The organism is Pseudoalteromonas ardens (assembly GCF_030125445.1).
In the GTDB taxonomy this organism is placed as follows: Bacteria; Pseudomonadota; Gammaproteobacteria; order Enterobacterales; family Alteromonadaceae; genus Pseudoalteromonas; species Pseudoalteromonas ardens.
Map to the genome: position 1 here is coordinate 239,955 of NZ_JASJUV010000001.1, position 13,869 is coordinate 253,823.

Annotated in this window: 12 protein-coding genes; 9 read left to right on the forward strand and 3 right to left on the reverse strand. The window is 44.4% G+C overall.

Features of this window, described 5'->3' with window-relative positions; translation table 11 throughout:
* The first annotated feature begins 8 nt into the window (after positions 1-8).
* Entirely contained in the window at positions 9-2,117 is a 2,109-nt protein-coding gene (locus QNM19_RS00885; RefSeq protein WP_284026184.1) for an ABC transporter ATP-binding protein/permease, read from the forward strand.
* 47 nt (positions 2,118-2,164) lie between these two features.
* Here QNM19_RS00885 and QNM19_RS00890 read toward each other — a convergent pair whose 3' ends face one another.
* Positions 2,165-2,539, reverse strand: coding sequence for a DUF6072 family protein (locus QNM19_RS00890; protein ID WP_049866352.1), 375 nt, complete (start codon positions 2,537-2,539; stop codon positions 2,165-2,167).
* Positions 2,540-2,756: 217 nt separating this feature from the next.
* Here QNM19_RS00890 and QNM19_RS00895 point away from each other — a divergent pair, with 217 nt between their 5' ends.
* From QNM19_RS00895 to QNM19_RS00925, 7 genes are all read left to right on the forward strand, one after another.
* Positions 2,757-3,128: a DUF6559 family protein gene (locus tag QNM19_RS00895; RefSeq protein WP_049866353.1), complete on the forward strand. Its 372-nt coding sequence runs from the start codon at positions 2,757-2,759 to the stop codon at positions 3,126-3,128.
* A 584-nt stretch (positions 3,129-3,712) separates the two neighbouring features.
* The gene (locus tag QNM19_RS00900) at positions 3,713-4,861 is read left to right on the forward strand and encodes a DegT/DnrJ/EryC1/StrS family aminotransferase (protein WP_049865086.1); all 1,149 of its coding nucleotides are present in this window, start codon (positions 3,713-3,715) and stop codon (positions 4,859-4,861) included.
* Positions 4,845-5,852, forward strand: coding sequence for a Gfo/Idh/MocA family protein (locus QNM19_RS00905; RefSeq protein ID WP_284026185.1), 1,008 nt, complete (start codon positions 4,845-4,847; stop codon positions 5,850-5,852). Before QNM19_RS00900 ends, QNM19_RS00905 begins: the two co-directional genes overlap by 17 nt.
* A 1-nt stretch (position 5,853) precedes the next feature.
* Positions 5,854-6,858 carry a glycosyltransferase family 4 protein gene (locus tag QNM19_RS00910; RefSeq protein ID WP_284026186.1) on the forward strand — a complete coding sequence of 335 codons (1,005 nt, stop codon included), beginning with the start codon at positions 5,854-5,856 and terminating at the stop codon, positions 6,856-6,858.
* Positions 6,855-8,198, forward strand: a complete 1,344-nt coding sequence (locus tag QNM19_RS00915; RefSeq protein WP_049865091.1) for a flavin-containing monooxygenase — start codon at positions 6,855-6,857, stop codon at positions 8,196-8,198. The genes QNM19_RS00910 and QNM19_RS00915 overlap by 4 nt, the downstream gene beginning before the upstream one ends.
* On the forward strand, positions 8,191-9,102 hold the full coding sequence (locus QNM19_RS00920; RefSeq protein ID WP_284026187.1) for a DMT family transporter: 912 nt from the start codon (positions 8,191-8,193) through the stop codon (positions 9,100-9,102). Before QNM19_RS00915 ends, QNM19_RS00920 begins: the two co-directional genes overlap by 8 nt.
* On the forward strand, positions 9,099-9,734 hold the full coding sequence (locus QNM19_RS00925) for an HAD family hydrolase (protein WP_049865093.1): 636 nt from the start codon (positions 9,099-9,101) through the stop codon (positions 9,732-9,734). The genes QNM19_RS00920 and QNM19_RS00925 overlap by 4 nt, the downstream gene beginning before the upstream one ends.
* A gap of 84 nt (positions 9,735-9,818) precedes the next feature.
* Here the strand turns inward: QNM19_RS00925 and QNM19_RS00930 are convergent, their stop codons facing one another.
* Both QNM19_RS00930 and QNM19_RS00935 read right to left on the reverse strand, forming a co-directional pair.
* Positions 9,819-10,010, reverse strand: coding sequence for a hypothetical protein (locus QNM19_RS00930; RefSeq protein ID WP_058798362.1), 192 nt, complete (start codon positions 10,008-10,010; stop codon positions 9,819-9,821).
* Between the two features lie 130 nt (positions 10,011-10,140).
* Positions 10,141-12,342 (reverse strand): TonB-dependent receptor, encoded by a 2,202-nt coding sequence (locus tag QNM19_RS00935; protein WP_417711769.1) that lies wholly within the window; start codon positions 12,340-12,342, stop codon positions 10,141-10,143.
* A gap of 416 nt (positions 12,343-12,758) precedes the next feature.
* On the opposite strand from QNM19_RS00935, the gene QNM19_RS00940 reads away from it, so the two are divergent.
* Entirely contained in the window at positions 12,759-13,763 is a 1,005-nt protein-coding gene (locus QNM19_RS00940; RefSeq protein ID WP_049865100.1) for a LacI family DNA-binding transcriptional regulator, read from the forward strand.
* Positions 13,764-13,869: the final 106 nt, after the last annotated feature.

A 13,869-nucleotide genomic window follows, 5' to 3' on the forward strand; every position in this document is an offset into this window, starting at 1 on the left:
GGATGGATATGACCACTTCACTATTAACTGACCATCACATTTATCCTAGGTCAACCTTGCCCGGGCGCGAGCGTTGGCATATTGAGGGTCTATTGAACCAGCCACTGCTTGCTAAGCATCTGAGTAGCTATTTGAATAAGCAGGCCGGAATGGTGCAAGTGACGGCCAATCCTCTGACAGGCAGGGTTTTATTGTTGTTTGATCCGTCTTGTTGGCAAACGAAAACAATACGGAAATTACTAAAGCAAGCATTTCAGTACAGTCAAAAACAAACCGGTTGCGCAGAGAGTGATAGTACTCCACGTCACAAAGGGCTGGCTGGATTCAAACAAAGGCTTAATGAAAACCACTTGTACAGCTTAGTTCAACGGATTGAAGATGAGCAATGTCGGGCACTGAGGCACACGGCAATAAGAGCCAGTGCCATCAACTCATTTTTTAAGATCCTGTCGCCCATTATGACAGGCTTGATGATCTCAAGTGTGCTATCTCCGATTGCAGTACTCACAAAATTGGGGTTATCGCAAGGGGCTCAACTGGCATTCTTTACCGGTGCGTTTGGGCTGTCTAAAGGCGCTGAGTCGATCACTGCACATCATAAAAATAAACATTGGAGCAAGTATTCCAATGAAATAGATAAAAAGATGAGTGAGCAGGTCTTTGCACACATACAGTCCTTACCTATGCCGTATTTAGACAGTCAAAGCCCTGACAAACTGCAGCATTTAGTTAGCCATGATGTGGATATTATAAAGCGGTTTCTTAATTACACACCGGCTGAATTTACAGACAAAGCCACAACTATGTTGTTCAGTTCTGTGATCATACTTGCTATCTCTCCGGTGGCCTTCGCGCTTTGTTTGCTTCCGGTACCATTTATCACCAGATTGAATAAACGTCATCAGGCAAGTATTCGGGAGCAGGAAAATAAAACGGGCGATCTGACAGACAGCCACAGGAAAGTGCTATCGAATAATCTGAATGGCCTGTCTACAGTTAAGAGCTTTACAGCTGAACACATTGAGTATGAGCGGTTTTGCAGTGCTAAAGATGCGGCCAGCGAACACACTGTCAGGCTTGATAGGGAAAACTCCTATTACTCCAGTATGAACGAGTTGATATTTGTTATGGGGATTATGGGGCCGGTCGTATACGGTTGTATGAATGTTTTGCGTGGCGGTATCGGCACCACTGAGTTTATGGTTCAGATTGGCATTGCCCCCAGCATACTAAACTCTGCGACCGGGCTGGAATATGGGAAATCTCTTTACAGAGATGCCCATGCAGCGGCGGCCCGTCTGGATGCAGTATTGAATATAGCGCCTGAAGTGATTTCACGGGACGGCCAGCAACAGCTTACAGCCGGGGTTGGCAGCATTGCATTTAGCGATATACATTTTGGTTATTCGCAGCATAAGGTGATTAAAGGGGTTTCTTTTGAAGTAAAAGCTAACAAGAAAGTGGCCTTTGTTGGGCCAACAGGATCGGGTAAAAGCACATTGATCAAGCTTTTATTGGGCTTTTACCAGGCTCAGCAGGGTCAGATTTATATCGATGATAAGAATATAGAGCAGGTAAGTTTAAAAAGTTTAAGGCAGTCAATTGCATTGGTAAGCCAGGAGCCATTTTTATTTAACGGCACCATCTATGACAACCTGGTTTATGGTCGACCCTCCGCAACTTTTGATGAAGTCGTTGCGGCTTGTAAGATAGCGCAAGCTTATGAATTTATTGATGCCCACCCGGATGGCTTCAACGCTCAGATAGGCGAAAGAGGGTATAAGTTGTCGGGTGGTCAACGCCAGCGGCTTTCCATTGCGCGAGCGGTGTTAAAAAATGCCGCAATACTGGTTTTAGATGAAGCTACGTCGGCGGTTGATAATAAAACAGAAGCTGCAATCAGGCAGGCTGTTGATTTAATATCACATACTTGTACTGTGATTATTATCGCTCACCGTTTATCGAGTATTCGGTATGTTGATACGATCTACCACATTAAAGACGGAGAGATCAGTGAAGCCGGGACACATGAGCAGCTACTGGCAAGAAATGGTGATTATGCGGCATTGTGGCAATTACAAATTTCTGAACAAAAGAATGCACCTGCGATGAGGTAATGGGTAAACCAATGATTGCTCTTTCCTGACGATTTAAAGGCTCGTACTTAAGAAGACTTTTTCTCGTGATAGATATCTTCTACATCTTCAATAACACTTTCAATTACTTGTTCGATGGGTTGGCCTTTATCCAGTGCCTGTGACACGTCTTCTCGCAGACTTTGGTCACCTGCGCCTTTCGTGGTGGTAAACTGGGTGAACAAGCTTTGCCCGGTTTTACTTAAGCAATAGGAGTTTGCTGCAACAAACAGCATTCCGGCCGGGCCCAGTGCTAATTTAGCCGCAAGCCCTGCGCCTACATGCGCCAGACCCAGTTTGCCTTTGCCCTGGGCCAGCAGACTGACGCCGGGAGTTAACAGAGCTTCGCCTGCCAGGCATGCTGTATCTTTTGCTATTTCTTTGTTGGTCCGTTTGACGCTCATTTTGATTATCCTTTCTAACGTATTGACTATTAAGTGTAATCATACTTTGCAAAAAATCCAGGCCAGGCGGTGCGTATCATTTCTTTGATGCACTTTTAACGTCTGATGATTGACGATATGCTGAGTTTTAAGAGTCAGGGATCAGGTAACGGGAGCGCGGTATCACAATATTTCTCTGATTCTCTGGCCATCACAGGAACACTAAAGGAGTACATAGATGTTTTCATTCTGGCAAAAGAAAAATTCGGTTAAGTCTATTGCACGTCAGCTGCCTGTGCGATTGGTTGAATCCTACACCAGACAAGAATATTACTCTGTTGAGCAGGTCACTGAAGTGTTTAGTCAGGTTTTTACTCATGACCATAATCAGGCATATGCCTATGCAATGTTTTGTTCTCAGGCTGATTTTGACGGACTGCAGACCGGGCTGAGTTATGCTGAAATGCGAGCGGATGTAGGCAAGCATTGTTTTCATGATTGGCCGAGATTTAATTTTGAGTCGTTACTTGTTTATGCACACAGCACATACAGTGATGGTGGCTTTATTGCTGGAGGTGAGGGTAGTGGTTCAGAGGGTGGCTGCGGTTAGATATACTCTCACATTTATCCCAGAAAACAAGCTCTGCTACAGGGGCGTTGCCTAGCCACAACTTAACTCTTGGATTATATTCAACAAATCAAAAGGTCTGCTCTCTGGCAGGCCTTTTTTCATGGTGACTTATCGCTAGTTTATATGGGGAGTCTCAAATTAGTCCTACTGACCGTGATCATCTTCTCTATTACTGACATGTTAAAACCACCTTTTCATTAGAGTTAATATAGAGTCATTCGGATTTTTCTTTACATAATTATGTCAGTCTTATTACTACCAAGCCTAGGTTAAGTTTTTTGAAAGCGCGCCAAGTGCAGATTGTCTTAGTAATTTATTGATTATTACTCAATGTCTTAATTGGTATTGAGTTTGATGTGCTTTTTTTATTATTGTTACCGGGTTGTTTTTGAAGTGTTTTTCTAAGGTTTTTTGCTTTTTAATTAAGTTTTTTATATTTTTTTTGTTGTTTTTTATTTTCGTTGTTTTGTTTTTTGGGATTGGTTTTTATGTGCTTTTAATTTAACTTGAAAGTGTAATTTTGATCGTGTTTAATTAGCTTGTACCTAAAGCAAGGAGTGATTATGGTTGATATAAAATTTATAGATCTTGGTGAGCAAAGAAAAGTTATTTCTGAAGCTGTTACACGTAATGTACTAAATACTATAGAACGTTTAGATTTTATTGGTGGTGAATATGTAAAAGAGCTTGAAAGATCTCTTTGTGAATTTTCTGGTTCTCAGTTTTCAGCATCATGTGGAAGTGGTACGGATGCACTGGTAATTTCGTTGATGGCACTAGATTTAAATAAAGGCGATAAAGTTATATGCCCATCTTATACTTTTACAGCAACAGCTGAAGCAATTGTTCTCGCTGGTGGCATCCCGGTATTTATTGATGTAGACAAAAATGGGTTTAATCTGTGTCCAAGCGCTCTAGAGTCATATTTAAAATTGCATAAAGACGTGAGAGGAGTTATTTCTGTCGATATCTTTGGCAACCCATGTGATTACGATGAGATCAGAAGAATATGTGACGAGTTTGGCATTTTTTATATCTCAGATGCGGCTCAGAGCTTTGGATCCAGATATAAGAACCGATCTTCTGTCACTATCGCTGATGTGTCAACGACGTCTTTTTATCCCGCCAAACCATTAGGCTGCTATGGTGATGGCGGTGCGCTTTTAACAAATGATGAAGTGCTGTTGAACAGGATAGTTTCACTTCGTAACCATGGTCAGGGTGAGAGTCGGTATATCTATAACGAAATAGGTGTGTGCTCGAGGCTAGACACAATCCAGGCCGGGGTTTTGCTCGCTAAATTATCAATTTTTGCGCAAGAGCTGACTAGAAGAGAGCAGGTTGCCAGGCTTTATCACTCGATGCTGTCTGATAAATTGATATGTCAGAATATTGCAAATTGGTCACAATCCAGTTGGGCTCAGTTTACAGTACGGCTTAATACCGGGATTAACGATACTGAAAAATTAGTGGCTTGTCGCGATGATATTGTTAGCCGTATTTCTCAAACTGGTATACCAGTTCAAGTATATTATGGACTAGCTCTACATCTTCAGCCACCGTATATAGATTTCGAAAAAGGAGACTTGAGTAATACCGAGTTTCTATCATCTTCAACATTCAGCCTACCAATGCACCCATATTTAACTGATGAGCAAGTTCGCTATATATGCGAACAAGTAAATGGAGTCTTACATGATTACTCAATTTGAAGAGAGGTATATTAATAATCGACTCAATGTTATTATAATTGGTGTTGGTAACATGGGAGCTAAGCACCTAAACACTGTTGTCAAAGAGTCAGGTTGTAACTTAATTGCAATATATGATGTTGTTGATTTTGATGACTTGAATATTGAGGAAGATTTTCGAAAGATTTATATCAGAGACTTTGATGTTGTCATGGATTACTCTTCACGAGGTGTTTTTGACTCTGCTATTATTTCCTGCCCTACAATTTTGCACTATAAATACGCAAAATCGATGCTGGAAAAAAATGTTCATTGCTTGATTGAAAAGCCTGCATGTACAAAGCTTGAAGAAGCAGAGCAACTCATAGAGCTCTCTGTGAAACATCGTTGTAAAATCGCTGTCAGTCATCCAGAGCGATTCAACACCGCATTTATTTCAATATTAAATACGCTCAAGGCACATTCTTGGGATAGTGTAAGAGTGAGCCGTTTAAACCCTTCAAGCATGCGTTTACGTGATAACTCGGTGGTTTTTGATTTGATGATACATGACATTGATCTGATAGCAAATCAGCTGGAAATGATGCCAAAAAATGAGTTACAGATCAGTGCAACATCCATTGATGGTACAAGGCCTGACTTTGTTTCTGCGACCTACCAAAGCTTGCAGGGTAGCGAAGTAGAAATCTGCTGTGGCCGCTTGCCTGGTCCACAGGTGCGGCAAATCGAAGCTGAAGGAAAAGATGGTTTCTTACACATTGACTTGTTGCGTCGCAGCTTCGTATTTAAACCAAAGCGCAGTGGTATTGATAATGTAACAGGTGTCAGTGCCAACAATTCATACTCCGATTCTTTGACTCAGCAGTTGAAAGAATTTATCCACTTAATCAATGGCGAAAGCGCCGAGTCTATCACCAGTATATATGAAGCCAGAAATTCGCTGGCTTTGTGCGATGCAATTGAAAGAAAAGCTTGGTCATCTCTCGCTCCTTCAAACAAGGAGTTTGCATAACATGAAAATTCTTAAATTATCTGAGCATGTATACACAGCCAGTTTTTCTGTATTGCATCCCAGTTACCTTGAAGGGTTCCCGCAACGAGAAAAGTTTTTCTTCGCTGATATCGAAGATCTTGAGATAGGTTGGTTCAAGCACAGCCAGCTCACCGATTTAGCAAGCATTGAGGAAGCAAAGGCTGAACTCAATAGACTGGTTAAGGAAACACAACCGGATTTTATTTTCTTCGACAATCCGATATCGGCACTCATCGTCTCCGATGAGCATTTTGCTAAGTGTATTTTCGACTGTTGTGATTGGTATCTGGAATATTATGAGTGTGAGTTTGGTAAGGACTTGGGATATGAGCTGATGAAAGAAGCATTACAGCGTGCTATTGGCCATACGCCTTATTGCATCTTTCAAAGCGACACGATAAAAGACTGGTATCTACGACAGGATCATAATGTTAAATCGAGTATCGTATTACCAAATGGCTATGATGATAAGGTGTTTTATCCAGGTGGCTCGTCAATTCAATTTAGCCAGCCTACGGTACTTTTTGCGGGCAAACTAGGAAAGTGGTATCGAGGGCTCAATGTGGTGGCACAGGCACTGCCTGAAGGCTGGAAGTTACTACTGGTTGGCGACGGCCCTTGCCGGGAGGAGTTTGAGAAGCATTCAAATGTTGAGTGTATTGGCCGGCAAGACCTTGAAATGGTAGGTGAGTATGTTCGGGCTGCTGATGTTTGTGTTATGCCGGTAAATGATTGTTCTCCAATTGCGACCAGTGAATACTTGTCCTGCGGTAAGCCTGTTGTACATATGGGTGATCATATATGCTGGATGATTAAAGATGGAGAAAATGGTTTTGTAGCGCAAAACTCGGTTGAAAGTTGGCATGCAAAATTGCAAGAAGCTATCCAAGCGTCGCCCGAAGTGCGTGAACGCGCTGTGCAATCAGCTAGTTCCTGGCATGAACTGCAAGGAAAAATGAAAACCTGGTTAGGGGGATTGGCATGAACTTAACCAAACAGTTTGCTGATTTGCAGGAAATGTGCTCAGCCGGTGGAAACGCCACAGGGATTGAAGCCTTGGTTATTGGCGGCGGCACATCTGGTATAGCTACGGCCATCAGTCTATTGAAAGCAGGGGTCCGTCCTGTAATTATTGAGCAGGCTGGTAGCTTCGGTGGTATCTGGTCGCTGGACAGGCACATGGCTTGTTATAAAGGACTGGTACAGAACACGGCACCGAATCTCACGTTATTGGATGCGAGCACCACAGATCGCAAAAACCATTATACCTATCATGAGTATGCGAGTCTTATTGAAGACTTATATGATAAGTACCAATTAGATTCATTGACATTTTTCAATACAAGAGTCAGTCAGTGTAAGCGTTGTGATGATAGCTTTTCGGTTGAAGTTGTAAAAACCGGAAGTGATAAAGGGGAGGCTGGTACTGATTCTTTGTCTCTTGATGTCGAGCATGTTATCTATGCCGGAGGCTTGTACCACAAACCTTATGTGCCCGAGCTGCCTGGTTTAGACTCATATCGGGGAGAAGTTTATCATTCAAGTGACATTGATGACTTTGAACGATTCTCTGATAAGCACGTGCTGATCGTTGGGTTGGGTAATACAGGCGGTGATTACGCAAATATGGTGTCAGAAGTAGCGGCTTCAACTACTGTCAGTGTCAGAGGAGATACTTGGGTTGTGCCAAAGTCATTCCAGGGCTTGCCGATCGATGAATATATTCAAACTGTCTGTGCTAAGCACGAAGATTATGCGTCTCAGTTAGTAGATAACTTGTATGGTGAGGCAGTGATCAAAATTGGTGCGCCGCAAACACTAGACTTTACCAAGGCCAGGATTACTGTTAACTCTGACATTATTGGCAAATACCATCGTGGTTTGATCCACATTGTAGATGAAATCACCGATGTGCAAGAAAGCACATTGTGCTTTTCGAATGGTGATAGCCAGTCGTTCGATGCAATTATTTTTTGTACAGGCTATGAGATGTCACTGCCTGTGATCGATGATGTGTCGTTCGATGAGGGGCTTGTTGCCAATATTGCCAGTAAGCAAGTGCGTAACCTTTGGTTCATTGGTTGCCCGGCAGTTTGGGGTGGGTCCCCACCGGTTGCTGAAGCTCAAGGGAGACTGGCCGCCCATGCAATTGCAAACAAGATAGACATTGAGCAGTTAGAGTCGCTGGTGAGTACTGCACCAAGCTATGAGCATGGCGAGCAATTGACCAGTATGGGTTTTCAAGTGGTAGAGTTTACGGGGTACATAAATTTCGTCGACTATATCTGTAGTGTTGAGGTTTTTAAAGAGCGAGTTTATGGATAAAAATCAAAAATCGGCGGTATGTTGGATTTTGTCTGACTCATTTATTCTTAGCCTTATGTTGCTACTGGGTGGGATTCTGGGGAAGTCAGTGAGTCCATTTCAGGTCGTTTTTTTGGTTAATGCAATGGCGGCTATTGCCGCTATTGCATTGTTTTCAAAAGGACGATGGGAAAATATCCGGCCAACTAATATGTCTTTGCATGTGTATCGAGGCGCGCTTGGAGTCAGTTCAACCGTGTGCCTTTTTTATGCCTTGCAGTATCTGAGCCTGGCCGAAGTAACGGCAATCAACTTTTTTGTTCCCCTAATCACATCAGTGTTATCTGTCTATATATTCAAAGAAAAGCCAAAGCACTATGTTTATGGAGCAATTGTTTTAAATCTGGCTGGGGTACTGTTGATGCTTTCACCTAAATTGCTCAATGAGGTTGGAAATAGTGAAAGCCCCCTGATTGGTTTAGCGTTCTCTTTATGTGCTGTTACAGCTTTAGTAATTTATAACGTGAACCTGAAACGCATTGGTAATGCGGAAAAAGTGATACCTCAAATGGTATTTGGACCCTTGTACTCTGCATTGCTCTTACTTCCAATCATGTATTTTGTCTGGACTCCGCTAGATATGGGGAGCTGGCTACTGATTGTCGTTTATGGTGCGCTGTTGATCACCAAACTGGCAGCCAGGTTTTTTGCATTCAATAAAAGCGACTTATCAAAGTTGATGCCGCTTGAATACGCACAGATCCTGTTTTCCAGTATTTTAGGGTACCTCTTCCTTAATCAGACTCAGTCCGTTTTGGGGCTTGTTGGTATCGCTCTGATTGTGCTGTCGAGTGTATCGCACTTGCTGTTTATGCATTTTGAGAATAAACAAATCAATGATTCTTCACTGGGAGGGAGCCAATGATAAAAGTTGTACTGTGGGATCTGGATGGTACTTTGATTGATAGTGAGTCTATGCACTATCAGGCTATTTTAGCGGCAAATAAACGAATTGGACTTAACCTGGACGAGAGCTTTGAGTTAGCCCCTGGTCTGGAAGGGGTGTCAGTGTTTTCAGCTTTGTGCGAACAAGCAGGATTTACTCGGACAGAGCGCTACTCTGAGTGGTATCAATATACCATTGACTATGCATTGCAAAACTTATCTGACTCTCCCCACCTTGGTCTCAATATTGAGTGGGTAGAGGCGTTTTCTGAGCGAGGGATTCGGCAATGTGTTGTATCAAACTCAGATGCTCAAATTGTCAGCCAGGCTATTCAAGAGTTAAAGATTGATGCTTATATAGAGCAGTTTTTTTCAAGGGATATGGTGCAGCATGGCAAACCGAACCCTGCTATATATCTGCATGCGCTCGACGTGTTAGGGATTTCGCCAGATCAAGCCGTGGCCATAGAGGATAGTTGCTCAGGTGTTACAGCAGCAAAGGCGGCCGGTCTGTTTACCCTGGCTTACAATAATGAAGTAGCCCGTGCAGACCTTTATCTTAATGATGTTCAAGTGCAGCGTCAGCACGTATTTGACAGTATTTTAAGTTAAAAAAACATGCTAACAAGGTCCAGTAAAAGGCTAATGTGAGAAGGCCTTTTACTGGATGCGCTTTAACAACCCTAGCCAAATACCTCAAAAATACAAATATGAGTCGCAGTGACACTGCGGGTCGTCTTTTAGCTCATCAATATGCACTTTGACTTTGCATTGCGAGCGCGCATCGTAAATTGTGACTATGTTGTGTTGCCTGTCTACACTTAGTACTTCGACCGGATGCTTGTGATACTCCACCCATTCTCCGTTACGGACGTCTTCAATATTCATGATATTTCCCCCATTTGTTAGTGAAACGGCGCAAAGAGTTATCATCATATTGTTGTATTAATGAGTTTAGTGACAAAAGCAAAAAAGCCCAAGCAAAGTGCCCGGGCTTTCTGGTTTTCAGGGAGTGTAGTTAGAAACTGTAGCTGACGCTGAGCTTCACACTACGTGGCATAATGTAGCGGCCATTGGGGGCGTCGGCATTACGCGGATCACCTTCGGTGATACCTTGTTCATCGGTGAGGTTATCCACTGATACCATCAGTTTTACCTGCTCAGTTGGCTCCAGGGTAAAGCCCAGATCAAACTTCTCGTAGCCATCCAGTACTACTGTGTTCTCATTATTACCAAAACGGTCGTCTACGGCTGAAATTGTGCCGTATACAGTGGCAAACATATCACCGAGTTCAAACTCGTAGCTCGGTGTTACCCGGACCTGCCAGCCAGGCTGACGTTGCGCTTCGTTGCCGATATTGTCCGGGCTTTCCGTGATTTCAGTTTTTTGCCAGGTCGCATTCATATTGACGCTAAAACCAGAGCTATGATTGAAGTTGTAATCAACCTCAATACCCATGGCTTCGTTGGTCAGGATTTCAGCTGGGTCGCCAGGCTTGCGCACAAAGGTATCGCCTTGCACTTCGTTAGCAAAGAGTGTGGCGAATACATCGCTGCTTTCACCCATGTATTTGTAACCAATTTCGGCTTGGGTTACTTCTTTGATTAGACGCTCACCACCCTGATAAGCGCCGTAGTTGTCTCGGAAATCGTCGAAATAAGGCATTTTGTAGCCTTTATTCATACGTGCGAACACACCGCTTTGGTCATCCAGTTTAAAGTCGGCACCCAGAGTCCAGGACGTCTTGCGCTCATCGTAGGTGACAAACTTATTGATGGTGCCATCCAGGTCTTCATCTACTGAGTAGTCTACTTCGTGTTTTTCACTACGCAGGCCGAGATCTAGCGTTAGCGCGTCGGTGGCGCGATAGCTATGCGTAGTATAGAACGCTAATGTGGTTGCATCACCGGTACTGTTAATGTCGTAATTAAAGCCACAACCGTCTTCGCTGTTGTTACACTCGATGCCGGTGAGCATTTCACCGCCTGCGGCGAGCACGTGATAGGCTGAGTTGCCCAGGCTCCACCAGTCTTTTGCAGAGGTGGTGGCAGTATAAACACCAAAGGCGCTGTTCACCGATGAGAATTCTTTGCTGATGGCTAAGTCATTGGTAAAAGCCTCAATTTCTTTGAGCACGACCCAGCGGCCATAGTTTTGTACCATGGTATCACTGTCGTAAACTGTACCAGTGACTGAGCCTGTTGCACTGACGCCATCGTCAGCTACGCTCGCCAGAGTTGTTGCTGCGCCATCAGGCACTAAACCATAGGTGTTTGCATCACCGTTAGTCAGGCTAAAACGGTCAATTAACTGCCAGCCGTTAGGTAATTCCAGTTTCAGACTACCGCCTGAGACATGGCCTTTCCAGCCTCGGCCTTCACCTAAATCAACTTCCATATCCTGGCCTGCAACATGGATCACGGCCTGACGATTTAAGGTGCCTAATTGCGTAAAGCCAGCGTCGACACCGTCTACATTAAGCGGGGTTGGTAGGTACCATGCACCTGTGTCGTCTGTTTGGCGGGTATAGACATTGAACTCACCATTATCAAATTCTTTGGTCAGATTAATGGTGAACTGGTGGCCCTTTTCTGAGGTGAAGCCGGCATCGCGGATCCCGGAAGAGCGTTTTGCATAGCCACCAATCATATAATAGAAGTCGTCGCTCAGCTCACCGCTCAGGACGCCGTCGATGCGCTGTAAGCCATAATCTGAAGTGGTGTATTTTACTGTGCCTTCGGTCTCTTCTGAGCCGCGCTTTAGATGAAAGTTGGTTGTCAAACCTGGTTGGCCGTTTGAAACCACCGGGTTAGGACCGCCACGAAGGCCTTCCATACGGGCAATAGTCTCATCAAGGCGGAAAATAGAAGAGTTTTCCAGGAACGATAAAGTGGGAGCAGGGTAAATAGGCGAACCTTGCAGGCTAACGGTCAGGAATGGCGCATCTCCGCCGCCCGGAAAACCGCGAACAAAAACGTTAGCACCGGATTCGCCGCCTGAGCTCTCTACCCAAATACCAGGTACAGATTTAAGTAAATCTGCGGTGCTCTTAGGCGCCAAACGTTCAATCTGTACCGCATCCACGTTGGTTACTGCGAAACTGGCGTCCAGTTTACGAATACCAGCGCCGCCCGGAGTACCGGATACAATAATGGTTTCTACTTTTTTGTCTTGCTTAGTGGCTTGTTGTTCAGCCTGTGCAGCGCCCGATACGGCCATGGCTGCGGCCACCGCGGATGCGATTAAAGAGTATTTGTTGCCTAGGTTCACAGGAACTGCCCCCTTGGTTGTCATATGTGTTGTCTGTGTCTGCACAGCTTTGGCTGTGCTCATTGCTATTGTTATGCGCCGCTCTGTCGTGCTCATATTGACTCATTCGAGCTTATCAGCGCTCAGGTTGCACGCGGCGTCATTTTAAAATAGAACGTTATGCAAACGTTTGCAATAGGCGGTTTGCAACTTTTTTGGCACTTTACGGTAAACTTGTAACTGGACCGATGAGTGAAAAATCAAAAATAGAAAAGGTAAGACAGGTAAGCAAACGCTGCGCTATAATGCGGTTAATGGGCATCGATATTGCCTTTAAAATTAATATATTCAATTCGTTACAATGGTTCTTTGGTGGTGCGTTATACATGCAGTCAAAAAAAATGAAACTCGCGGATCTGGCAAAATTAGCTGGTGTATCTACGTCAACCGCATCCCGGGCACTGAATAACAATCCGCTGATTAAGGAAGAAACCCGTAAAAAATTGCAAGCGCTGGCCAAAAAGCACAATTTCAGCCTGAATGCCGCTGCCAGCCGATTACGATTGCAAAAAACCAATGTGATAGCGGTACTGATTAATTTCGACGCTGAGACCGAGCAGTCCATCGATGACCCGTTTTTGCTCAAAGTGGTGAGCGATATTAATCTGGCGGTTAATCGCCAGGGGTATGAACTACTGCTTTCTAATTCTTACATGGCAGGTGATGACTGGCACGGTTATTTTATCGATGGTCGTCGGGCTGATGGGGTGATTGTAGTTGGCCAGGGTAAACAGCAGGCGCGTATTGAACGAGCAGCCAGTGCCGGCACGCCGCTGGTCGTATGGGGAGATCCCAAGACAGACGGGGACTACCCGATTGTCGGAAGTGACAACTATCTGGCTGGTTGCATGGCAACCCAGCATTTACTGGAGCAGGGCGCTCGCCGCTTGCTGTTTATGGGCGATCCGGCGCATGCCGAGCTGGCAGAGCGGTATCGGGGCTTTTGCGAGCAGATAAGTAAAGAGCCACAGGCAAGCGCTTCTCTATTGAAAATCGACATTACCAGCCAGGCTGCCTATGAGGTTATCAACCAGACTTTATTGAAAGAAGGGCTTAGCTTTGATGGCATCTTTGCATGTAGCGATATGGTTGCCCTTGGGGCAATGAAAGCGCTCAAAGAGCGTTATGTCAGTATCCCAAACGACGTTCGTATGGTGGGATTTGATGATATTGCAATGGCGGATATCAGCTCGCCGTCGCTGACCTCCATACAGCAGAACACCCGCCTGGCCGGACAGGTACTGGTTGATAAACTTTTAGCGCAATTGAAAGGAGACAAGCCTGATTCCACGCAGCTTGACGTGGAACTGGTTGTGCGTCAATCGAGCTAAGGACTGTCACTAAAGCCGAATTAATCTCAGTAATATTTTTTGCAACGTGCGTTCGGGCTCTGTAAACAAACCACACAAATTTTTAATTTTAGAATTGCAAACGATT